The organism is Streptomyces sp. STAM6 (genome assembly GCF_054963715.1).
The window spans coordinates 56,268-78,186 of the sequence record NZ_JBUEFZ010000031.1 but is presented as its reverse complement, the minus strand read 5'-3'; the positions used below and the strand labels follow the sequence as shown (position 1 = coordinate 78,186).

Sequence of the window (21,919 nt, the reverse complement as noted above, 5' to 3'; positions counted from 1 at the left end):
TTCCTCCCGGAGACCTGGGACCCCGTCTCGCCGAAGGCCGATCCCCGGAAGGTGGCCCGCCGGGCGCAATGCGGTATCCCCGACGGGCTCGGGCATGTCGAGAAGTGGCAGCTGGCCCTGGACATGGTCGACGAGACACGGTCGTGGGGCCTGGACGTCCCCCTCGCCGTCGCCGACGGCGGATACGGGGACACCGCTGCCTTCCGCCTCGGCCTGGAGGAACGCAAACTGCACTACGTGGTGGGTATCTCCACCACCGTGACCGCCCAGCCCGGCGACGCGGTGCCCTGCACCCCGCCCTACACAGGCACCGGACGCAAGCCCACAGCGAAGTACCCCGAGCCGGCCCGGAGCGTGAAGAACCTGGTCATCGAGGCCGGGAAGCAGGCGGCCAGGCCGGTGCAATGGCGTGAAGGCTCTCGTCCCGGCACGGGCCGAAGCGGCTTCAAGCGGATGTACTCACGATTCGTCGCCCTGCGGGTCCGGCCCGCCGGCCGAGAGGTCCGCAAAGCCGTCGACGGACCGGAGCTGCCCGCCTGCTGGCTGCTGGCCGAATGGCCCGCCGCCCAGCCCGAGCCGATCCAGTTCTGGTTCTCGAACCTGCCCGAGGACACTGCCCTGACCACACTCGTGCGGCTGGCCAAGCTCCGCTGGCGCATCGAACACGACTACCGCGAGATGAAACAGGCCCTCGGCCTGGCCCACTTCGAGGGCCGCACCTGGGCCGGCTGGCACCACCACGTCACCCTCGTCTCCGCCGCCCACGCCTTCTGCACCCTCCAGCGACTGGCCAGAGCCCCAAAAGACGCGGCGCCGGCCTGACCCTCTACCGGGTCGTCCACGAGTTGCAGACCCTCCTCGCACTCTGGACCGGCGCCTGCCCGACCTGTCACCGCGACATACCCACACGCGAGCCAACCTGACCAAGCACTACTAGTGCTCTGACCGCGAACGTGCTCTGACCGCGAACGTTCACCGGGTTAAATGGCTCGGGGACGTGTATAAGTGTGTGTTGGATGGACAACATGATGAGTCTGCCGACGGAAGAAGACCTGGAGCTGGCCGAGTTCGCCCAGCGCGTTGTTGAGACCAACGGTGACGGTGAGGTGCACACCGTCGGGGCAGCCGTGCGAGACGCACAGGGCCGGATGTTCGGTGGTATCAACCTCTATCACTTCACTGGCGGACCTTGCGCGGAGTTAGTGGCGCTCGGGCATGCGCGTGCTGCGGGAGCACGTGACCTAACGGCGATTGTTGCCGTCGGTGACAAGGGGCGCGGAGTGCTCGCGCCGTGTGGCCGGGACCGGCAGGTCCTGCTGGACCACCACCCAGGTATCCGCGTCCTCGTGCCGGCAGCTGGTGGCATTCGCAGTGTCGCGATCACCGATCTCCTGCCTCATGCCTATGTCTGGGGGGAGCAGTCCGCAGCGTCCGACGGAGCGCTGTGCTCGGCCGCGATGCAGACCCTGCATTTCCATCGCACCTATCTCGAGGCTGTACGCACTGGGCGGAAGACGACCACGGTGCGGTTCCGCGACCCGGTGGAGACGGGCCCGGTGAACATGGTGTTCGAGTTGGACGACGAGGTAGTGCTGTCCGGTGTGGTCACTCAGATCACTTCCAAGAGCGTTGCCGAGTTGACCGAGGCGGACGCTGTCGCCGACGGGTTTCGTGATCTCGCCGAGCTGCAAGACAGGCTGCGGTTCCACTACCCCGACATCAAGTCAACCGATGACGCCACCATCGTCCATTTTCGTCTGACGCGTTGACTGCATCCGCCGTCGAGCGAGCGAGGCGATCGGCCATGCTCATGCCGCTCCTTGCAGGGGTCTGCCCGCCCCAGCGGATGGCTTTCTCGCTGCGGATGCCAGGCACGTTCGCGTCGTTGGGCGGTGAGGATGTCGGGGTGGCGGACGTTCTGTTGCGCCGGCGGAGGTAGGCGTGCAGGGCCCTCGTCTGAACGGTGTGGTGGGGGTGGTGGGAGTTGGCCAAAGTGAACTGCCGCAGCGGCCCGAAGTGAGCCTCGATGGGGTTGGCCCAGGACGCATAGGTCGGCGTGAAGCACAGCTCGACCTTGTTCTTGGCCGCCCACCGCTTCATCTGCCAGTTCGTGTGGATTTCGTCGCGGGTCATGTGATCTGGAGCTTCGTCGCGCCCTGCCGCGTCGCCGCGCCCTGTGGCGTTCCGGGTGAGTGCCGGCGATCGTGGCTGGCCGGAGGCATCGCCGTGGTGCTGTTGACGGTGCACCACTTGCTGCCCGCGAGCCGGCCGGGGACTGTTCTGGATCTGCTGGCACTGGTTCTGCTCGGCGGGCTGGTGGTGCTGTGGTCGGGGCGGGCGCGGTGGGGGCGCGGGCACGCACTGGCGGTCGGGGGCGCCGCATTAGTGGCCAACGCGGGGCTGTCGTTCGTGGTCGAGCCGCTCGGGGACGTCTCTTACACCGCCAAGTACACAGCCAACGCAGTTCTTGCGCTGGGTGTGCTGGCGCTGCTGTTCTGGGTCCGGCGGCGACTGCACGAGGCCGTTCCCGCACAGAGCGGTCGCGAGCACGGGGTGGCACCGAGGTGCGAGGAAGCGTGAGTCGGCGGGTGGCCGACTGAACCGCCTCCTTCGGTCCGAGCGGCGGTAACAGCAAGCCGGGCGCCCGCTATTGTGCCCCCGCCCTTGAAGCACCACGAGCGCCCAGGGCAAACCGCCTTTGTGAGAACAGCCGCGTCGACAGCCATCGTGACCACCAGCCGCTCAGCCGCGCCGACTACCGCGCGGCGCACGACCCTGACCGCCTCCGGAACGCACGTACTCGCGGCAGCCTTCCGCAGTGCGAGGTGGCCCGGCCCTTCGGCCGCACCGTACCGGCCGTGGGCAGGCCACCGGCCAGAGTGGCGGAGAGCGACCGCCACGCCCGGCACAAAGTGCTGACCGGTTCCCGGTCTGGGATCTGATCCGCCTACCAGACCGGTTCCTCCCGGATGACCTCGCCGCCCAAACGTGGAGAGCATGGGCAGCGCACTCAGGTGTGGGCTGGGCCGGCGTCAGCTGCGCGGCTCAACGATCACAGGCACCCGGTCGGCATGCGGAACGGCGGAGACGACCTCCTTGGGCGAGTGCCCGGGAGCGGGGGTGAACCTCCAGCGTCCGAGCCATGTGGCCAGGGCGATCGTAGCCTCGGTGTAGACGTACGTGTCGCCGATGCACTTGCGATTTCCGGCGCCGAACGGCAGGTAGTTCTCCCGGCGGTTGACGCCCGTGACGACCTCTCGTTCCGGCAGCCAGCGGTCCGGGTCGAACTGGTGCGGGTTCTCGTACAACGCCGGGTCCCTGTGCACGGCGTACAGACTGAAGGCGACCTCTGTTCCCGCGGGGACACGCACTCCGGCAAGGTCGACCGGGGCGATGGCGCGGCGCATCAACAGGGTGACACCGTGCAGGCGCACGACCTCGTCCAGGACGCGCCGCATGGCAGTCAGGTGTGGCACGTCGGCGATCGTCACAGGCCGGTCACCGACGACATCCTGAATCTCGGCGACGACCTGCTCCTCGACCTGGGGGTGGCTGACGAGTTCGTGGAAAGCCCAAGCGAGCATGGCAGCCGTGGTCTCGGCCCCGGCGAACAGGATGGTGCTGAGCTCGTCGCGGACTTCGATGTCGGTGAGACTCACACCCGTGTCGGGATCCTGGGCGGCGATCAGCAGGGACAGCAGGTCGCCGTGGCCGGCGTGTCCGGTACCGCGTGCCGTGGTCACGACGTCGTCGATGACCTGCCGCAGTGCCGCCGCCGCCGTGTCGAAGTCCCGGTTGGCCCGGATCGGCAGCCTGTCCAGTGCCTTGGGCGAGACGGCGCGCAGGAGCAGGTTCTTCAGCAGCGCGGGCAGATGTTCACGCACCGCCGCCACGGCCGGCAGCCCGATGTCCGTGGAGAACATCGTGGACGCGAGGGTGTCGATGGCGAACTCGGCCATCACCTCCTCCATGTCAACCTCTTGCCCCGGCTTCCACGAGTCGGACATGGTCCGGGCACTGCGGCTGATGGTCTCGGAGTAAGTGGCGATGCGGTCACGGGAGAACATCGGCTGGATGAGGCGCCGGTGCTTCCTGTGTATCTCTCCGTCCGAGGTCGCTATGCCATTGCCCGCGAGCGGCTTGAGCCGCTGGAAGAACCTGCCCTTCTCGAAGGCCCGCGCATGTGTGGTGGTGATCTCGTGGACCAGCGGGGCGGTCGTGGCCACATACATCGGCATGGTGCCCAGGTCCACGCGGACCAGCTCGCCCCGCTCCCTCAGTGAGCAAAGGAAGCGGAATGGATCACGCCACAGCTGTACGGCGTGACCGACGAGCGGCAGCCCACCGGGTGCCCGGGGAACCGTCGAGAGGGGAGCTGACCGAACCGCAGTCGTCATAGAGGGTGCCCTTCGAGACAGCGGGTGCACCGAAACGGTGCTTCTCCGCAACCGGATCCGGGGAAGGTCTCCCTCCTCCCGGTGCTCGTCCAGCCTGACCAGCTGTCACGAGCAGGCCCTGCGCTGCCCCCACACACGGGGAGCGCCGCAAAGCCGGAACGATTATTCCGTCAGGCTCGCGGCTTGGACCATAGGCAGCCCGGCGGAGCAGCGGCACGAACGACTCGGGACGCTGCTCTACCGAAACGCTGCCTCGACCCGCATGCTCTCGAGGTGGGTCGAGCATCTGGTCGATGAGCTTCCCCGAGAGACAGCACCCGCGCGAAGCCAAGGTACGCCCGGGGTTCCGCGCCGCCCTGGACAACCCCTCGACTCCGGGGCGGACTCTGCTGAGCAGTCCTCCGTTGAGGCGGTGTGGCGTGTGCAGTTCCGCGGACCTCCATGGAGGCTCCCGCCGGCCGGGGCGGGCGTGGCGACGGTGCGTGTGGCGGTACGGGCATGCCCGGCCGGTGCTCCTGGGCCTGCCCTGCCACCGCTGCTGCCCACCCCGTGGGTACAAGCGGTGGGGGTGCCATCGTCCGGCTCACACCGCGGGACACGGTCCGTTGGTCACCAGCTCACGGTCCACGCGTCTTTGGGCATGGCCGCCAGGTAGCGGCATGTAACCTCCAGTGCCTCGTCGGCGTCGTCCTTGGTGAGCGGGGGTGGCCCGGCGGTGCGGAAGTAGCCTCGGCGGAGCCGGGCGGGCACGGCGAGCAGCTGTCCCACCGGCAGGAGGACGAGCACCAGGCGGGCGTCGAGCAGCACCCGCTCGCCCACGCACAGCTGGAGGTCGACGACCGGCAGGCGCGCGTCCCCGGTGTGGAAGCCGGCGAAGCGGGCTTCGACGTCGATGAGGCCGGAGCCGGGGAGTGGCCCGTAGGTGTGCAAGCGGCTGAGGCCGTGGGGGTAGGTGACGCTCGCGGGGTCGAGGCCGGGGGACCACTGTCGCATGCGGGTGTACGGAATGATGTGCGTGACGGCATCCATCAGCCCCTGGTGGAACAGCCCGCGCGGCACGCTGCCCCGCCCGGCGTCGAGGACGCCCGAGGCGCCGCCCTCTCCGGCCCTCGCCGAGCAGAGGTACTGGAAGCTGCGGCCGTGGAACAGCCGCCGCTCTCACAGGGGTCGGGGAGTGGAGTGGTGTGTTTCAGCGAACGGAAGCGGCGGGGCGGCGGCAACACGTCGAACACGGCGGTGGCGGACGCACTCGGCGCGAACCGGGACAGCCGCGACACGCGCAGCTCCAGCCAGGCCGACAGCGTCACCTGGGGGCGGACGGTCGAGCCCTCGCAGGTCAGGCGCAAGGACGTCGGCGGGCTCGGGGGCGGCGGGCTCAGGGGCAGTGCGGCGGACGTGGGGGAGTCCAGGTCCTCCGGCGAGGACACCGGATCGGCGACCGTGCCGGCGTAGGCCTGCGGCGGCCTGGGCAGCACCTCCACGTACGGGCCGGGCTCGGTTGGGGGAACGTCAGGCGGCATCGGCATGGGCGGCCTTCCCCGGAAGGGCCGAGAGGGGCCCGGCTGACAGGAACACCTGCGGTTGCGGCGTAGCGGTGGTGAGTTCGGTGACGAACGCCCGCGCACCGTCGTTCAGGGACAGCAGGGGCACTCCGGCCATGGTGAACAGATCGGCCAGTTCGGGCGAGACCATGCCGCCTCGCCAGGGCCCCCACAGCAGTGACCGCACCCAGGCGTCCCCGCGCCGCGCGTGCTCGGCCGCGATCATGTGGTTCAGGGTTTCGTTGGCCATGGCGTAGTCGGTCTGGGCGGCGTTGCCGATGCCGCTCGCCACCGAGGAGAACGCGCACAGCAGTCGCAGTGGATCGTTCCGGGTCGCCTCCAGCAGCGCTGCCAGGCCTTCGACCTTGGTGGTGAACACCATGTCGAACTGGTCGAGCGACCTGTCCCGGATCCGCCGGTCGTTGAGCACCCCGGCGCCGTGCACCAGGCCGCTGACGGGTCCCCAGTCGCTGCGCACCTCCCCCAACGCGGTGCTCACCCGATCACGGTCGCGGATGTCCACTCGCAGGTAGCGGACGTGCGCGCCCGCCTCCTGGAGCGCGGTCGTGGTGGAGGCGATTGCCCGCCAGGCCCTGCGCGCGACGCTCCACCGACTGGCTCAGATGCCCGCCGAGACATGGAACATCACCCGGTGACGGTGCACCTGTCGTCGACACATCCCCCACCGCGGCCCGGGCTCCGGTCACGGTCGATCCTCCAGCGACGTCGGCCCGGCCGGGTGGAAGACCGGCTTCTGTCGGGACCTTCGACAGCACGCCGGACTCGATGTCCGACACGACGCCGCCGACGTCACCCGGGTCGGCGACGCCGACGAGCCATCGTGATGAGGTCCCGTGTCGCTGCTCGCGTTCCCGGGGCTGGGGCTCCACCAACTGTCGGACCGGGACGGCTTCATTTCCCGTTCGAGCCTTCGGGCGGCCGGTAGGCGTGCCAGTCGGCGAGGCCTCCAGCGCCCAGGACATCGGCGGCCGCCCCCAGCTCGCTGCGTGCCCGGGTGCGCAGTTCGCGCCGGGCGATGCGGGCGACGACCGCCGGGAAGAGCGGTCGCAGGGGCTGGCACCAGCGAAGCCAGGGCGGCGCGTACACGTAGTGGGAGCGGTGCGTGATCCCGCGGGCGAGCCAATCGGCCACCTGTTCGGGAGTGTGGACCCGGCGCGCGAAGCGGGGCTGGTGGCGGCGCAGGGCCCGCAGTACAGGGTGGTCGTCGATGCCGCTGGTCATGTCGGTGCCGGTCCAGTGGACATAGGCGATGCCAACGGCGACTCCGTCGGGCGCGACCTCACTGCGCAACGCCTGGGCGAAGGACTCCACGCCGGCCTTGGAGGCGCAGTAGGCGCTCATCATGGGCGCGGAGCCCAGAGCCGCGGTGGAGGCGACCTGGAGGAAGTAGCCCCGCGTGCGCGTCAGCTGGGGCAGGAATGCTCTGGCGGTGTTGGCGGACCCGGTGAGGTTGACGTCGATGACCCGCTGCCACAGGTCGGCCGCCGTGCGGTCGAAGGGCCCGCCGACGGCGATGCCGGCATTGGCGGCGACCGCGCTGGCCGGCCCCAGGACCTCCTCCACGTGCCGGGCGGCGGCCTGCAGTGCCGTGTTGTCGGTGACGTCGGCTTCGAAGCAGACACACCGGTTCGGCAACGTCGCGGCCGTTGCGCGCAAAGACGCCTCTTCACGGCCCAGCAGCGCCACGAGCATCCCCGCATCGGACAGGTTCCGTGCCAGCGCCGCCCCGATCCCGCGTGCGGCGCCGGTCACGACCGCGACCCGCCCCCGCAGCGGGGTGCCGGAGTGGCTGCGCCGCCCGGCAGAGGAGTTCTCGCGCATTCCGTCCTCGTTCCTTCGCGCACGCCGAGCACCGCAGGCGGTATCCGGCGGCATGACCTGTCAGAAGCGGCCCGTAGCCGACAGCACAAACACGGTCATTACACGTGCCGCACCGCCCCGGCGCACTCACCCGCCCTCGGCCGTGTCGCCGTCCCGTCTCACAAGTGCCGCGGGACCACATGGTGTGGCATACGGCGACGGCCCGCCCGCCGGCCTCGATCGACCCCACTCGACAGCGCCCAGCTTCTTGCCTTGCCGCCTTCTCGCCGGAACCGAGAATGCTGTCCGCCCTCGTTCGCCGTGCCGCCCCGTGCCGCGGCCACATTCGACGTGGCGCCGCCCGCCTCCGTGCCGTTGCCACCACCCAGTGCCGCTGCCACCGCTCCCGGGCGGCGACCCGCGGCCCCGCAGTGTGCCACTGCTGTCGCCGGGCTGTCGGCCCGCAGCCCCGTTCGGCCGTGGTACCGCCCAATCGCCGCCGTACGGGCCACTGCCCACCCACCGACCGGCCCCAGCCGACCGACGCGCACGCCGTCGACCAGGAGATCGGGCCCTGCCTGGGCGGCTGGACGCCGGGTGCCTCCTGATGTGCCATACGGCGGGCGTAGGCTGTGGATCATGCCGGACGACCTCCCTCTCATACAGAGTCTGCGTACCGCCGTCGCCGTGGCGCCCGTGGCGCTCCAGCACGCGCCGAGTGACGTTCAGACTCCGGACTCGACGACCTGGGCGATCGGAACGCCGGCCCCGACGCCGACGCAACCCTCGTCCTCGCGGCCCGGGTTCGACCGGAAGGCCGCGGCCAAGGAGACCGTCCCCTCCGCCGGGCCGTGCTTCGCCTCCACGCGGAACGTGGCGATGTTCGCCAACCGGGGCGGGATGTGCGGCAACCTGGCCGGGTACCTGAAGACAAGGCACATGCGGTGACCGCGGCCGTGCACCCCGCCGTGGAGCGGGCCGACGTACTCATCGACCTGAAGCGGAACGAGGAGGCCCGGGAGCTGCTGGCCCGACGGCTCGCGGAGGACCCCGAAGACGTCCGGGCATGGGTCAAGCTCGCCCGCAGCCATCTTGGTGACGACACGGATGGTGTCAAGGCGCTGCAGGCGACAGAGCGGGCCCTGGCGCTGGACCCCGAGGACGTCGGCGCGCTCGTCATGCACGCGCACGCCCTGCGAGCGGCGGGCCGCTTCCTGGAGACCGAGGGTGTGCTGCGCGAGGTGATCCACCTCGCCCCCGACCAGTGGCACGGCTACGCGCTGCTCGCCAACTGGCTGTGGCGCATCAGGGCGATCCGCTCCGGGCAGGCCAACGGCGGCCAAGGCCGTCGCGAGGACCACGAGGCCGCCCTGCGGGAGGCCGGCGAACTGGCCCAGCAGGCCATCCGCCTGGGACCGGAGGAGGTCTTCGCCTATGAGGTGGCGTGGCTGATCGCCGACATGGCGGGCGACCGGACCGCCGCCGACCAACTTGACGAGGCCATCCTCCGGCTCGACCCGCAGCACGAGCAGGCCCTGGCCCGGTGGACAAAAAGGGCGGCGACCGCCCCCGGCGTCAAGGCGGCGGAGGCCGCCAAGCTGTATGCCGACGCGCTGGCTTCCGCTCCCCAGTCGGCGCCGATGCGGCGCGGCCTGGACGAGGCCTCCTACCGTCTGCTGCGCGGCGTCCGCTGGCTGGCCCTGCTCTGCCTCGCCCTCGCCGGTGTCGGTGTCGACCTGTTCGCCACGCAGGGCGAGGCCCCGCGGGAGCTGCCGCTGCCACTCGGCCAGCGGCTCTGGGACCTCGTCCCCATGGCCGTCGTGTGGGCTCTGGGCGCTCTGGTGAGGTACCGCCGGCTGCGCGCAGGCATCCGGGTCAACCTGCGCTCGCTCGTACGGCGCCGCGCGTGGCCGCGTGCCGTCCTGGGCCAGGCGGCGTGGGCCATGATCTGCGCGGTGCTGATCACCCAGATCCCATGGACGGAACGCACGGTCCCCCATGTGCTGTTCTGGGCCGGTCTGGTGCCGACGGCGGCGACGATGTGGTTCGACCGGAAGAAGACCGGCTGAGCCGGGTGCGGCCGCGCGCAAGGCGGCCGCGTCACCTCCGGCCGGCGCTGCTCGGGGCTCATCTGCGCGCTGCGCAGGTGCCCGCCGCGTCCGTCGGCCGCGCCGCAGCCGCAGGCCTCGTTCCGGCACCGCCACCCGTCAGCACCCATGTGGCCGCGGTTCCCGCCCCTGGTTTCCGAGCCGGCCCGCACCAAGCCGAACCGGATCGCTGCCCGCAAGAGCTGCCCGGCGAAGGAGCAGGCCCGGCCACTCACGCAGCCGTGTGCCCGGAAGACCGAACGCGTTCCTGAACGTCGAGGGCGGAGCTCCTCGAGCGGGCCCCCACCGCGGCTCACGCGATCCGGGCCGGGTGGCCGCCTGCCGACTCGCCCCAGCGGCCGGTCCAAAACCCGTCCGGCGCGCACCGGCAGTCGTCCGGACCCGGACCGGCATCGTCAGCCGCCGCGGGCTCACCGGCGCGGGCCCCGAAGGCTTCGCGTACGGACGTCGCCCTCCTTGTCCCGGCCACTGGGCTCGTCACACACGGTGCACGGAGTAGCGTGCGTGGGGCGCGCCGGGGGTTCGACCGGCAAACGAGCGGCGCCCCGGCGTGCGCGTACGAACCGGTCGTGGTGGACTGTTGTGGAGGCGTCGGCTCGTGTCCCCACCGTCCCATCGGATCGGGAGAGACGTCATGTCCGGTCGTGCAGGAAAGACACGCAACATTTTCCTTGTCTGGCTGATCTGGCCGTTGATCACACTGGGTATCTACAGCCTGGTCTGGTACTACAAGGTGAACCGCGAGGCACGGGACTTCGACCGGCGGATCGAGGTCGACCCGGTGATGGCGCTGCTGGCTGTCACCGTGGGCTGGCTGGTGATCGTCCCGCCGTTCGTGTCCGTCTACAACACGGGAAAACGCGTCGCTCGGATGCAGGAGTCCGCCGGCATGCGGCCCAGCTGCAATCCGTGGATCGGTCTGGTCCTCATGATCGTGGCTGGTCTGTTCCCGCTGTACTACCAGTACGAGCTGAACCAGATCTGGTCGCGCTACCAGGACCCGGAGGAAGGCGCCGAGGTCCCGCTCGCCGCATGAAAACCCGGGCACTCCTGGCACGACGGGCGTCGGGGTCGTGGCCCACGGGCCCAAGCACGCACCGCCACGACGAAGGCGTGGTGTGCTTCCAGAACGTGCTTCGAAAGTGGCGTCGTCCGCCCGGAGGGCGGGGCCAGACGCCCCCGGCCAGACGGGACTTTCGAAAAGCGCCCTAGCACCGGCAGGTTCTGTGGAACGCGAAGGCGGTGACCTCGGAGCGGTGTCTTGGACAGCGTGACGTCCCCTGATCCGCGGGTCAGAGGCCGCCGCGACCCATGTCTGGGCCTGTCCAGCACTGGGAGGTGCGGGCTACCGGGTCTGGGTAACGGATCGTGCACGGGTGAGCGGTAGGTGCCTCACCCCCGATCACCCCGACAGCAACTCAAGGAGAGGCAAGTCAAGGAGGTGGGTGGGAATCGCTGAAGGCCCGGCCAGCGAGTGGGGACCGCCGACGGGGCCGCGGCCACCCACCGAGATCGTTGACCAACTCCCCGAGAGCGGAGGGATCCAGCGGCTGGCCGCCGTCGCCGGGGACCAGCCAGCGGGAGTCGCGGTTCATCGCGGTGTTCATGTACCCGGTTGTCGATCCAGAGCGGGAGCAGCTTCGGCGAACGGCTCGGAGACTGACGCGGGAGCTCGCCGAGCGAGGACAGGACCGATGGTGAGCCGGCCTTCGAAGAGGCGCAGCTGCTGGACCCGGCACGCCGGACCGTTGGTGCTCCACGTCTGGCCCACAGCTGCGGAATCACCCCTCGGAACGTGAAGCCGGCCAACCTCCTCCCTGCAACGCGACGGCCTAGTCGGCGACGAGCCGCTTGTCTTCGGCCTGCTCGGTCTGCCGGCGGACCAGGTAGGTGCCCGGCGCGTGCCCCATGGCCCCGTGTTCGGGGTGCAGGACGTAGGCGGTGGCGCCGTCGTGGACGGTGAAACAGCCGACGTCGGCACCTTCGGTCTCGATCGGCGTCCACGTGACCGGGCCGTCGGCCACGAGGAGATGGACGTGCCCGCCCTGGCCGGAGGAGACCAGGGGTATTCCGTGGGCGGGCACCTGCTCGCCGCCCTGCGGCGGTTCGTAGCCGATGAGGCCGATCGGGATGAGTCCGACGTCTCCCTGGCGCTGGAGACCTGCGGAGACCGGGATGGTGGCCTGCCGGTCGAGGTGTTCGAGGACGTCGACGCCGACGAGTTCGGTCACGTCCTGGAGTGTGGGCTGCCGCTTGGTCATCGCATCTCCCTTTCAGGTGGCACGGGCCAGAGTGAGGTACTGCTCGCGGGTCAGGCCCAGGAGACCCGCTGCCGCGGTGACGGGGTCCGGTGTCTCCGCGGGGACCGTGAGCCCGTACGAGCGGCGCGTACCGTCACGTTCGGGCGTTGCGTTGGTGCACAGCAGCACCCGTACGGGGACGTTGTAGATCGCGGTAGGCAGGTCGTACAAGGTGAGCTGCTGCCCCGGGTTGCCGGGATCAGGTGCGCTCCTCCCGACCTGCCGCAGACCTGCCGCGGCGATGAACTCCGGCCAGCCCATCCGTTCGATGGCGCACCGGCGCACCTCCGCGTTGGGTTCCGTCAGGATCTGGTCCGTGTTCCAGCCGGTCGTGACGAGGGAGGCGGGGACCCTCGTGCCGTGCCAGGCATGGATCGCCCAGCCGTCCGGCCACACCGCCGCTGGTCCGTCCGGACAGTGCGGTCGCCCTTGCGCATCGCATCGGAAGGCGTCGGGGCGAGGGGTGATGACGGCGAAGTCACGGTGCGCCCACCACCATCCCGCATGCCGTGCCACCTGGCCCTCGGCCTGCACGGCGGACATGCCGGACACACCGAGGCGCGCCATGGCGTCGACCAGCGCGTACGGGGACACGCCCATCGGGGACATGACCCTGCCGCGCCACCAACGCCGCGGCAGTCGCGCCGGAACCTCGCGGACGCTGCCGGGGACCCCTGCCTGGGCAGCCACCTGAGCCGTCAGTTCGGTGCACACGCGGGACACCACTTCGAAGTCGGCCCCGACCACCGGCTCGCCGGGCCGGGTCAGTTCCCAGAACGCACCGAGGTGCTGCGCGTTCACCTGGCTGCGCATGTGCTGGTGCGCGAACCATCGCCAGCCGCTCTGCCAGAGCTCAGTCTGGCGGACGGCGGTGCCCACCCGCTGCTGCACGGGCTTGGTGACCTGTGCGTCGATCAGTGAGTGGGTGTCCTCGGCGAAGAAGTATCCGCCGGCCGCCGGTATCTCATCCTTCAGCCGACGGCGGAGGTGCCTGCGCGCCACGGCACGCCATTCTCGCGTGACCGAGGCGATCACCGCGGGTAGAACGGCCTGCCCGATGAGCCCGGCCCAGGGGGAGTCGAGCCAGACGACGAACCGCGGCGGTGACAGACCCACGGCGCGATAGGCCGTGCGAACTCCTGCTTCCGCGACAGCCCTGTCGCCCGGACCGGTCGCCCCGTTGACGGCGGCCCATTCCTCTCCTACCTGACGGAGGTCCGCTTCCTGCTGTTCCGTCAGCTCGCTTATCTTCCCGCCGTCTTCCATGCAGCCCCCACGCCTTTTGGTCGATCCTGCCTCGCGGGTGCGGCGTAAGTAAAGGATCCGTGGGGAGCCCGGCCTTCGGCCCGGTCTCGGACGGCCCCCGACGCCCGTGGGGGGTTATTTCGTCATGCTCTGCTCCAGATGTGCCACACGGGTGGCCGCCGACACGTCAGGTTTGTGCACGGGGTGCGGCACCGCCGGGGCCGTACCCGCGGTCGGGTCTCCGGTCGGCTGGGCGCCATCTCCGCCCATGGCGCCGGTCCGCCCACTCATCGGCCTGTCGTACGCCGTGACCGCGCTGCTCGCCCTCGTCGCCGTGCTGGACGTGTTCGCCGTCTACGCCGCGTTGAACAGCCGCTCGGCGATCAGCACGGCCATGGCCGCGGCGGAGTCCGGGGCGGTGGAGAACTACGAGACGTACATCGACACCGCGGAGCGCGCCGACATGGTGATGCTCCTCTCCGACTCGCTCAGCCTGATCGGGCTGCTCGCGACCGCGGCCACGTTCATCGTCTGGTTCCACCGGGCACGCGTGAACGCGGGGGTCTTCGGCCCCGAGGAGCAGCGCCGCGGACCCGGGTGGGCGATCGGTTCCTGGTTCATCCCGTTCGCCAACCTGTGGATCCCGCGTGCGATCGCCGGCGACGTCTGGGAAGCGAGCGAACACGAAAAGCGCGTCCCTCGGACGGTCCTCAACGCCTGGTGGACCCTGTGGGTGCTCTCGCTTGTGGCCAACCGTATCGCCGGCAAGGCATGGGATCGCGCCGAAGATGCCGACGCCGTACAGCAAGCCGCCCTGGGCCTGGTGGCGGGCAGCCTGCTGGACCTCTCTGCGGCCGTTCTGGCGATCCTGTTCGTCCGACGCCTGACGGCTATGCAGCACATAAGGGCGCTGGCCGACCGACCCCATGACGCAGCCGGGGTGCCGTCGTCCTGACGGTACGAGCCTTTGAGACGCTGACCCTTCGCCGCGCCACTGGCACACCCTCGCCAGGCCGCCGCACATCGAACGCCTGCGCGGCACCCTGTGTGGACTCCTGAGACGAGCCGGTGCCGTCGCCGGCTCACCGACCTGAGCAGCGCCGCACTCCTGCCGGGCTCAACGCACGTGGGCCCGAGCGGGCCGCGGAGCAGCGGGATGGGGCCCACGTGCGTTGAGGTGGGAGCGGGCCTGTCAGCGGCACGTCGCTGGGTTTCCCTGCCTATCGGGCAGCAGGCGGTCTACAGATCCGAGGCGCCGTGACCTTGAGATCGAGGAGGCGGAAGTAGTTCTCTCCGAGCGCGATGTTGCGGAAGGCTTCGTCGCCCAACGCCTTGTTGATGCGGCTGGTCACTTCGAGCTCCTCCTTGTAAACAGCGTAGGTCTTGTCGCGTGACGCGACGAAGTCGGTGCCTGGAATCGCCCGGGTGGGGTGGCGGTCGAGCAGGGCGGCGTACTGGTCGCGCACGTGGGGCTTGCTGAAGTACCGGTCCTCCAGGACTCGCCAGCTCAGGTCGAGCGTCAGGTTGGGGTGTCGGTCGAGGAGGCCTCGGACGATGGCGATGTGCTGGGCGGGGTCCATGGCAGACAGTTCCTTGGAGAGGCCCATGTGCGCCCAAACGATCTTGTTATGAGGGTAGCGCTGCAGCATGTGCCGGAAGAGAGACAAATACTTGGTGGGTTCGCCGTCGGTGCCGAGATCTGCATGGATGGTGACGGGGATGCCGCGCTCCTCCAGCTTCCGCATCATCGGCGCCCAGGCGTCGATGTCCTCGATCGTCGCGGGCTCGTGGTGGTTGGGGAGCAAGGCTCCCTTGAAGAGATTGAGCTCGCCGGCCCACCGGAACAGCCCCGGGAACTCCCGGTCGTACATGTCGAGCGTCTCAGGGATGGTCTCGGGGTTGGCGAGGTCGAACGCGGTCATCGACAGCGTGACGTGCGGGTCGCCGGGCTTGGTCTCGAGATAGTTCTCGGCGTTGACGACATCGTTCTTGATGCTGGGCAGCACAGGTGTGCCGGGACAGTTGAGGTAGTACGTGCAGTCGGAGTCGGCGGGCAGCTTCTGCCCGATGCCGAACACATTCACGTACCGAACACCGCTCTTGCGCAGGAAGTCGTTGACCTCGTCGAAGGGGATCGCCTTGCCGCCGAACGGCCGGTAGTGCAGATGGCTGTCCACAACAGAGGTAGAGGGCCGTGTCGCCCGGTCGAAGCACGCGCCGTCGGCGAGCGCCTGGCTCGCGCCGGCCGATGAGGCGGCCACGGCAGCGACGGCCATGGCCGCGGCCGAGACCTGGACGCGCTTACGGTGAAGGACCGTCACGTTTGCTCTCCCAGGAGACTGCGCAGAGAAATGCCACCCTCTGTGCTGCGAACAAGGTCCGGATATTGTGCGTGGCGGTGCTGTCCCGGCAAGGCAAGCGCGCCGGGGCCGTCGGTCCGTCACCCAATGGAACCGGACGAACAGCGCGCAAGTTCAGTGGTGAGGGGCGATCGCTGACACCCCCTTCGTGGGCATGCAGCGGTATGACACCCGCATCGTCCCTCCGAGGCGGAGACTGGCGCCGTCACGACATCCGTCCTTGCCGCAGGACCGCTCCTCTGCCTGGCGCCGTGCTCACAGGATGGCTCCGTACTCCAGCCTGTCGATGGTGGCCAGTCCGGCCTGCGACGCCGCTACCGTCAGTGCACGTGGGCGGGCACCCGTCGCCGCCATGTGGAACGCCGCCCTCGCCGACGAGCGCACGATGCCGTGGCCCGCCCGGACTGCGGCCTCGCGTAATCGGCCCCCCAGACCACAGCCGCGCTCTCCAAGGACCCGTAGGGTGGTGGGCCCCGTCTCTCGCCCGCCGGACGGGTGCCGGCGGTGGAACCGGGCCGGGGCGGTCACCTTCATCCCCGGCCGGCTCCGCCGAACGGTCCGCAAGAACAGGGGCGCTGCCCCTGCCCGGTAACGCTGTCGTCGACTCCCCTTCGTTTGAAGGCGACCTCAACTGTCGGAATGGAAGCCGCGGCTACAACGCGGGGCGAGCAGATCAGCGGCTGCAAGAGACACCTTGTGCTCGACACGCCCGGCACGGCTTACCCGATCACGGTGGCGCCCGGCGAGCCCCGGGTCGAGATCATGGCGAGGGACCTGCTCTCGCGGCTGAGGCTCACACACCCGCAGATCACCCGGATCTGTACAGACTCGGCCTGCTGCCGTGTCCTGCTGCACGCCTGGACCGAGGGCCACCTGTGGTCGACCCTGCGGCCCATCCCGCGACCCAACCGCGTTTTCATGCCGCCCTGCCGCTGTCGAACGGTCAATCGACCGGCTCATGGACGCCCGTCGCAACTGCCGGACTACGAGCGATGTTGCCCCAGCACGCTGAAGCCCACCCAGGCCAAAGCCAGCCTGAGAGCTCGCGCAGATGGGCGTGTAGCGGACAAGAGACCCGGCGTCCGCTCAGATGGCCAGGGCAGGCACTGAGGCTCGGGTGGTGGCAGCTCGGGTGGTGGCGGAGAGGAGAGCTTCGCGAGGTACCCGCGCCGCGGTGGCCAGGGCACGGCCCACCGGATAGGCGTGCGCGGCTGCCGGAAGGCTGCCGGGACGACCGCTGAGTACCACGTCGATGGAGCCCAGGATGCTGTGCCTCTCCCTTGTGCGGTTCAGCCGTCGCAGTGCTTGGCGGGCGACCGCTTCCGCGCTGTCGTACAGGATGGTTCCGGTGGGCAGGCCCTGCTGAATCTCCGGAGCCACCAATGGGTAGTGCGTACATCCCAGTACCACGGCGTCGCAGTCTCGGGGGGTTCGCTCGGCCGCATCGGCTATCGCCTCCGCTGCGGCGGCCACGTCACCGTGGTCGATCGCTTCGGCCAGGCCGGGGCAGGCGACCCGTGCGACCGGCATGCCGTTCCCGAAGTCCGCGATCAGCCGATCCTGATAGTCGCTCGCGGTGGTCCGGACGGTCGCCCACACGGCGAGCTTTCGACTGGTTTCCGCGGCCGGCTTCACGGCGGGGACGGTTCCGAGCAGGATGACGATGCCACGCAGTGGACAGGGCACCCGACGCCCCGCGTCGCCGGGTACGGTCCTGCAGACGCACGTCGGGGCGCACAGGGCCCGCACCGACGTGATCGACGCCCGGGCCCTGCCCCGAATCCTCGGCGCGTTCACCGCCCGCGGCCACCGCGTCAACGACCTGTGCACTCTGCTCACATTCTGAGCCCACTCGACACCTTGTAGCCGACGCATCTCATCCCTCCGGCACCAGCTGCCTCCTGAGCAGAGACTTGGCCGGACCGGACACGTTGAACGCTCGGTCACAGCGCGGGGGCGGATGGCGGTCGCGTTGCCGTGACCCTGCCCCTCAGCACCGGAGGTGCACCTTTCAGCGCCTCCGGCTCAATCAAGCCGAGAACTTCACAGCTCAGCAGGGTTACGTGGCCCGTCTTCCGTCGTCCGCGCGGTGCTGGAGACGGTATTCGGAGTGCACGGGGGGAAGGTTGTCCGTCTGAAGGTCGGAGCATTCAGGCACTGCGTGGAGGGCCGTCCGGGGGGGCAGCGTGTGTCGCGCACAGGGAGGCTGCAGGTGCGGCTCCTACGTTCGGCTTCCATGACGTACGCACCGAGCGTTCCCGGCTCCGGCCGCACCCGTCGCACCACGCTTGCCGGGCTCGTCGGCGGGCCGGGGCCGTGCTGGCCACCGGGTGCACGTGGTCGGGGGCTTCGCCTGCGAACGCGCCCGCACGCGCCCCCTCGGAGTCGCCTTCCGGCCCCGCGGGCGGCGCCACGCCCGGCGTGATGACTCTCTTCAAGGACCCGGCCTTCAACTTCAACGGGCTCTGGGCGGTCGGCGCGTCCGCGTTCCGTGCCGCCGAGGTGGGCGAGGTGCTCACCGCTGTGAACGCGATCAACAAGGCCGGCCTCTCGGTCCAGACGTACACCAATACCTTCAGGAGACTCGGCAATCAGCTCTTGCAGCCTCCGCAGGGCTTTGCACACGACCCGGAGACCGCGCGTTTCCGTGCCCTGCGGCCGCGCAGTACTACGGCCAGGCGCTGTTCTTCGTCCTGGGCTCCGACGACCCGGGCAAGGAGCAGCAGTTGTACAGGGCTGGGCGCGGCGCCTGGGACAAATTCTGCGGACTGTGCGCCCCGGCGCCGGTGACGGCGAAGGTCCCGCACGGACGAAGCCGCTACCGGTGTGGTTCTTCCGGTCGGACTCCTCGGGCGAGCGGCGCCCCACCGTGGTCCTCACAAACGGCGACGGGCCAATGGTGGCGGCTCAGCCGCCATCTTGACCGCCTTGGAGAGGCTCGACGAGAACAGCATGCCCAGGTGATCGTCTCCACTGTTCGCAAGGCCAACGCCGAGAATGGCCCACCGTGGGGAGTCGGCGGAGACTTGCGGACGTGGCGATCGAGCAAGCTCGATCCGCAGGCTGAGCCCGTGGCCCGCACGGCCCCGCCCGCCGAAGCCCGCCCGGTCTGGACCGGGCGGGCTTCGGCGGGCGTATGCCCGGCAGGAAGAGCGCATCAGCCCCGTACCGCGAGCGCGGAGCGGAAACCGTGTACCTCTTCCGGAAACCGGTCCCACAGGACGTCTGAGCGCGGTTCACCCGTCAGCGCCTGGCACAGGAACTGGGTGACCGTCATGGCGTACCGCTGCCGACGAATCTCCGACTCAGGACACTAGGCGGTCGCGTACTTGTAGCCGGTGCACCTCACGTCACCGACGCCCTTCTTGATGTAGCAGACCTTCATCTTCACCCTGGCGCCCTCGACGAAGTCCGTGCCTTCCTGCACCAAATCGCCCTCGCCACCCCAGCAGGAGGCCGTCACCATCCATTCCTCCCCGTTCTTCATCGAGAACGCGTAGGTACGGACGCCGTAGCCGTCCTTCTTGGTGTCGTAGCACTCGACCCGGTCGCCGTAGTCGAGGAAGGTTCCCGAGCCGCCCGAGACATTGATAGTCGCGATCGTTCCCGCGTTGGCGCTGCCGCCCAGCCCCGCCGTAATCGCCAGCGCGACGCCGGCCACGAACCCAGCACGCACGGCCTTGCGCATCCGGTCCCCCATGTCTTCTCACCTTTCGCATCGATGATCAGTGCATCGTGAACGTAACACGGGCCCAACCCGTCCTGGGCGACGCGCAGCTGTCTCCGGCCGACGTCCACGGGGTCTTTCCCTCTCGGTTACGGAAGCCGCACGGGCGCGGCGGAGTCCGGCGCCTTGTTCCCCGCCCACCGCCACGGATTTCACCTACGGCTCGTCCAGCTCACCGGCGGGAACATGCCGGGCGAGATGGTGCCGCTCGGCCGTGGGGAGGCCGAGGCCCGGCTCACCGAGCACGATGAGGGACGGGTGCGTGACCGGCTCGACAAGGTGGACATCGACGGGAGCACGGCGTGACCGGGCGCAGCGTACGGGTCCGCCAGACGAGTCCGGCTGGTTCAATCGATGATCCGCCGGTGTTCCTTCCACCGATTGGCGCAGCCGGTGTTCTTGGCAAGTGCGGCTCCAGTTGGCCCCATGGGAAGTCGTTCGCAGCACCTCGCCCCATGCAGTGCTGACAAGACCTTGGCGGCTGAGGCAGGAGTGACCCGCACGGGCTGCTACCCGAAGGGAGACCGCCCCGGCCCCTACCAGCACCAGCACCCTGCGGAGGGGTTTGAACCGCGGGAGAAGGACGCTCGGGCAGCCGGGACCGTCAGGGCCCCCGGACATCCTAGAGATCGGCTGAAGGCCCAGGTTGCCGAGCCGAAGGAACGGCTCGCCGCACGGGACGCGGGTCTCGCCGAGTTCACGGGCCTTCAAGACACTCGCGATGTCACGGCCGGCCGCCCCGCACGAGGAAGTCAAACAGCTGGGGGACCGGGCTGCCGCCGTCGGCAACGTGCCGTGTTTGCCCGTCGCCGGCACAGCCTCCTTCCCATCACGCAGCTGACCGGCGGATGACAACCGCACCCGGTCTCCGGCTGGAGTACCTCCGTAGGTACCGAGGGCGAGTCGAGACCCCTGGGTCGGGGCCGTGACATCACGCCCCCCGGGGCCGAGTCCGGTTTCGAAGCCGCTTCTCCTGGTGTCAGTGGTCGGGAGATCGCTCGAGTTCTCCGTTTAGTCGGCGGATTCGCCCGTGCCCTTCGCGGAGATCGGCACCATCCTCGGCAAGTCCGGCGACGCGGCCGAGATGTTCACCAGCCGCGCCCGCGAGAAGGGACAGGCCGCCCGGCAGCCGGCAAACGCCGGACGACAACAACGCGAAGTGGCAAGCCTTCCTGAGCGCAGCCCACGACGGTCAGTTCGAGAAGTTGCTGAAGGTTCTCCACCCCGAAGTGAAGTTCACCGTCCACACCCCGAACGGCCGGTTCGTCACGCTCGGAGCCACCGAAGTCGCCACCCGCGCGCGAGCGGCGGGCAGCGCGGCACGAGGACATGCGGCGACCCTCAACGGCCGCCCCGGCGTCATCTCCTGGAGCAAGGACGGCACGGCGCTCTCCCTCTGCGACTCTCTCGGCGCTGGCGCGCGGGCATGGGCCATGGTGTGACTGGCCCGCGGCGGTCGGAGGGGGCAGGAGACGGGCGGCCTCTGGGCGAGCCGACCGGGTCCGCTACGACGAATGGGCCCGAGCACGGGGCACCTGCGGCGCTACTCCAGCAAGGGGCCCCACCGGGCAGGGGCCCGATCCGACCGGGGCGGCGATCCGGCGCTGTCCCTGGACGTCTCGGCGGTGAGCACCACTGGCCCTGCGCTCACGAGCGCATGGCAGCGTGCAGGAGAAGTGGCGGGAGACCCCCCGCGGTGAAAGCGAGCGGGCGCACACGGCCTGCGGGCGGTCCGCGGCAAGCCGGGTGAGCACCAGTGTCAGTCCGTCGAGTGGTTTGGTCATCGACCCGGAAGAGGGGGCGCCGCCCCATCCCTATCGTCTCTCTGTGTAATCGAGTGACTCCATTCAGTGAAAGGGGAAGCTTATGCGGTACAAGTCCGTGGGCCGACTGGCGGCCGTTGCCTCGGCAGCACTCATGCTGCTCGGCGGGGCGGCCACCTCCGCACAGGCGGCGGCACCTGGACCCGTCCGGTACTCGATCGACTTCTCCAACCCTCAGGAACAGGACAACAACAACCTGCCGGAGCCCTACGGCAGGATCTGGCTGGAGGCGCCCTGGGGCCGGCAGACCGCACTGTGGGAGCACCCGGACGTAGACCTCAACACCCCCACCCTCCCGCGCTACCCGGATGACGGGCCCTACACGATGCGGTACGTCGACCACCCCGTCACCGTGGTGTGCGCCTTCGTCGGCGAGGACGACACCGGCATCAACGCGGACGACGTCCTCGCCGATGGCTGCGTGCCGGTCGAGGGCCCTGGCAGCTACACCATCTCCACCCGCGAGGGGTCGGTCACCATCAACCTGTACGACGTCTGACGGGTCCGCCGGGTCACCACCCCATCGCCCCGCCGCGGCCTTCGCAGCTTGCGGCGGGGCGTTCTTTGCTGCTCTACGTCTCCGCTGGGCCGTGGGGC

General features: G+C 69.7%; 22 protein-coding genes. 12 read left to right on the top strand and 10 right to left on the bottom strand.

The genetic code is table 11. The features are described from left to right. On the top strand, nt 1-822 hold an 822-nt coding region (locus ACY34K_RS27415), incomplete at its 5' end, for an IS701 family transposase (protein ID WP_462751735.1). Between the two features lie 194 nt (nt 823-1,016). Further along, the gene (locus ACY34K_RS27410) at nt 1,017-1,769 is read left to right on the top strand and encodes an ASCH domain-containing protein (RefSeq protein WP_462751733.1); all 753 of its coding nucleotides are present in this window, start codon (nt 1,017-1,019) and stop codon (nt 1,767-1,769) included. Here the strand turns inward: ACY34K_RS27410 and ACY34K_RS27405 are convergent. Beyond that, entirely contained in the window at nt 1,720-2,133 is a 414-nt protein-coding gene (locus ACY34K_RS27405) for a hypothetical protein (protein WP_462751731.1), read from the bottom strand. The two genes, ACY34K_RS27410 and ACY34K_RS27405, sit on opposite strands and share 50 nt — an antisense overlap. Here ACY34K_RS27405 and ACY34K_RS27400 point away from each other — a divergent pair. Further along, nucleotides 2,113-2,580, top strand: coding sequence for a hypothetical protein (locus ACY34K_RS27400; RefSeq protein WP_462751729.1), 468 nt, complete (start codon nt 2,113-2,115; stop codon nt 2,578-2,580). The genes ACY34K_RS27405 and ACY34K_RS27400 overlap by 21 nt on opposite strands. A 452-nt stretch (nt 2,581-3,032) precedes the next feature. Here ACY34K_RS27400 and ACY34K_RS27395 read toward each other — a convergent pair whose 3' ends face one another. Next, a complete protein-coding gene (locus ACY34K_RS27395) occupies nt 3,033-4,397 on the bottom strand; it encodes a cytochrome P450 (protein ID WP_462751727.1) in 1,365 nt (454 codons plus the stop codon). Nucleotides 4,398-5,006: 609 nt separating this feature from the next. Further along, nucleotides 5,007-5,390: a hypothetical protein gene (locus ACY34K_RS27390; protein ID WP_462751725.1), complete on the bottom strand. Its 384-nt coding sequence runs from the start codon at nt 5,388-5,390 to the stop codon at nt 5,007-5,009. 189 nt (nt 5,391-5,579) lie between these two features. On the opposite strand from ACY34K_RS27390, the gene ACY34K_RS27385 reads away from it, so the two are divergent. Further along, the gene (locus tag ACY34K_RS27385; RefSeq protein WP_462751723.1) at nt 5,580-5,849 is read left to right on the top strand and encodes a hypothetical protein; all 270 of its coding nucleotides are present in this window, start codon (nt 5,580-5,582) and stop codon (nt 5,847-5,849) included. Between the two features lie 57 nt (nt 5,850-5,906). Here ACY34K_RS27385 and ACY34K_RS27380 read toward each other — a convergent pair whose 3' ends face one another. Together ACY34K_RS27380 and ACY34K_RS27375 are read right to left on the bottom strand one after the other, a co-directional pair. Further along, a complete protein-coding gene (locus ACY34K_RS27380; RefSeq protein WP_462751743.1) occupies nt 5,907-6,518 on the bottom strand; it encodes an SDR family oxidoreductase in 612 nt (203 codons plus the stop codon). A 332-nt stretch (nt 6,519-6,850) separates the two neighbouring features. Next, nucleotides 6,851-7,780, bottom strand: coding sequence for an SDR family oxidoreductase (locus ACY34K_RS27375; protein WP_462751721.1), 930 nt, complete (start codon nt 7,778-7,780; stop codon nt 6,851-6,853). Between the two features lie 618 nt (nt 7,781-8,398). Between ACY34K_RS27375 and ACY34K_RS27370 the strand changes: the two genes are divergently transcribed. The 3 genes from ACY34K_RS27370 (at nt 8,399) to ACY34K_RS27360 (ending at nt 10,903) form a co-directional block, all read left to right on the top strand. Next, entirely contained in the window at nt 8,399-8,707 is a 309-nt protein-coding gene (locus ACY34K_RS27370; RefSeq protein WP_462751719.1) for a hypothetical protein, read from the top strand. Then, the gene (locus ACY34K_RS27365) at nt 8,704-9,828 is read left to right on the top strand and encodes a tetratricopeptide repeat protein (protein ID WP_462751717.1); all 1,125 of its coding nucleotides are present in this window, start codon (nt 8,704-8,706) and stop codon (nt 9,826-9,828) included. Before ACY34K_RS27370 ends, ACY34K_RS27365 begins: the two co-directional genes overlap by 4 nt. Before the next feature lie 673 nt (nt 9,829-10,501). Further along, nucleotides 10,502-10,903, top strand: coding sequence for a DUF4234 domain-containing protein (locus ACY34K_RS27360; protein WP_462751715.1), 402 nt, complete (start codon nt 10,502-10,504; stop codon nt 10,901-10,903). A gap of 796 nt (nt 10,904-11,699) precedes the next feature. Here the strand turns inward: ACY34K_RS27360 and ACY34K_RS27355 are convergent. Beyond that, nucleotides 11,700-12,128, bottom strand: coding sequence for a hypothetical protein (locus tag ACY34K_RS27355; RefSeq protein WP_462751713.1), 429 nt, complete (start codon nt 12,126-12,128; stop codon nt 11,700-11,702). 12 nt (nt 12,129-12,140) lie between these two features. Then, nucleotides 12,141-13,283 (bottom strand): DUF6745 domain-containing protein, encoded by a 1,143-nt coding sequence (locus ACY34K_RS27350; protein WP_462751711.1) that lies wholly within the window; start codon nt 13,281-13,283, stop codon nt 12,141-12,143. Between the two features lie 397 nt (nt 13,284-13,680). On the opposite strand from ACY34K_RS27350, the gene ACY34K_RS27345 reads away from it, so the two are divergent. Further along, nucleotides 13,681-14,367, top strand: coding sequence for a DUF4328 domain-containing protein (locus ACY34K_RS27345; protein WP_462751709.1), 687 nt, complete (start codon nt 13,681-13,683; stop codon nt 14,365-14,367). Nucleotides 14,368-14,632: 265 nt separating this feature from the next. Here the strand turns inward: ACY34K_RS27345 and ACY34K_RS27340 are convergent, their stop codons facing one another. Beyond that, nucleotides 14,633-15,733, bottom strand: coding sequence for an amidohydrolase family protein (locus ACY34K_RS27340; protein WP_462751707.1), 1,101 nt, complete (start codon nt 15,731-15,733; stop codon nt 14,633-14,635). Between the two features lie 1,125 nt (nt 15,734-16,858). Next, complete coding sequence (locus ACY34K_RS27335) at nt 16,859-17,407, bottom strand: glutamate racemase (RefSeq protein WP_462751705.1); 549 nt, start codon at nt 17,405-17,407, stop codon at nt 16,859-16,861. 28 nt (nt 17,408-17,435) lie between these two features. Between ACY34K_RS27335 and ACY34K_RS27330 the strand changes: the two genes are divergently transcribed. Continuing rightward, the gene (locus ACY34K_RS27330; RefSeq protein WP_462751703.1) at nt 17,436-17,618 is read left to right on the top strand and encodes a hypothetical protein; all 183 of its coding nucleotides are present in this window, start codon (nt 17,436-17,438) and stop codon (nt 17,616-17,618) included. Between the two features lie 1,467 nt (nt 17,619-19,085). Here the strand turns inward: ACY34K_RS27330 and ACY34K_RS27325 are convergent. Next, entirely contained in the window at nt 19,086-19,472 is a 387-nt protein-coding gene (locus tag ACY34K_RS27325; protein ID WP_462751701.1) for a hypothetical protein, read from the bottom strand. Between the two features lie 153 nt (nt 19,473-19,625). Here ACY34K_RS27325 and ACY34K_RS27320 point away from each other — a divergent pair, with 153 nt between their 5' ends. From ACY34K_RS27320 to ACY34K_RS27310, 3 genes are all read left to right on the top strand, one after another. Further along, a complete protein-coding gene (locus ACY34K_RS27320) occupies nt 19,626-19,805 on the top strand; it encodes a hypothetical protein (RefSeq protein ID WP_462751699.1) in 180 nt (59 codons plus the stop codon). 899 nt (nt 19,806-20,704) lie between these two features. Beyond that, the gene (locus tag ACY34K_RS27315; protein ID WP_462751697.1) at nt 20,705-20,941 is read left to right on the top strand and encodes a hypothetical protein; all 237 of its coding nucleotides are present in this window, start codon (nt 20,705-20,707) and stop codon (nt 20,939-20,941) included. Between the two features lie 424 nt (nt 20,942-21,365). Continuing rightward, nucleotides 21,366-21,821: a hypothetical protein gene (locus tag ACY34K_RS27310; protein WP_462751695.1), complete on the top strand. Its 456-nt coding sequence runs from the start codon at nt 21,366-21,368 to the stop codon at nt 21,819-21,821. The last annotated feature ends 98 nt before the right edge of the window (nt 21,822-21,919 follow it).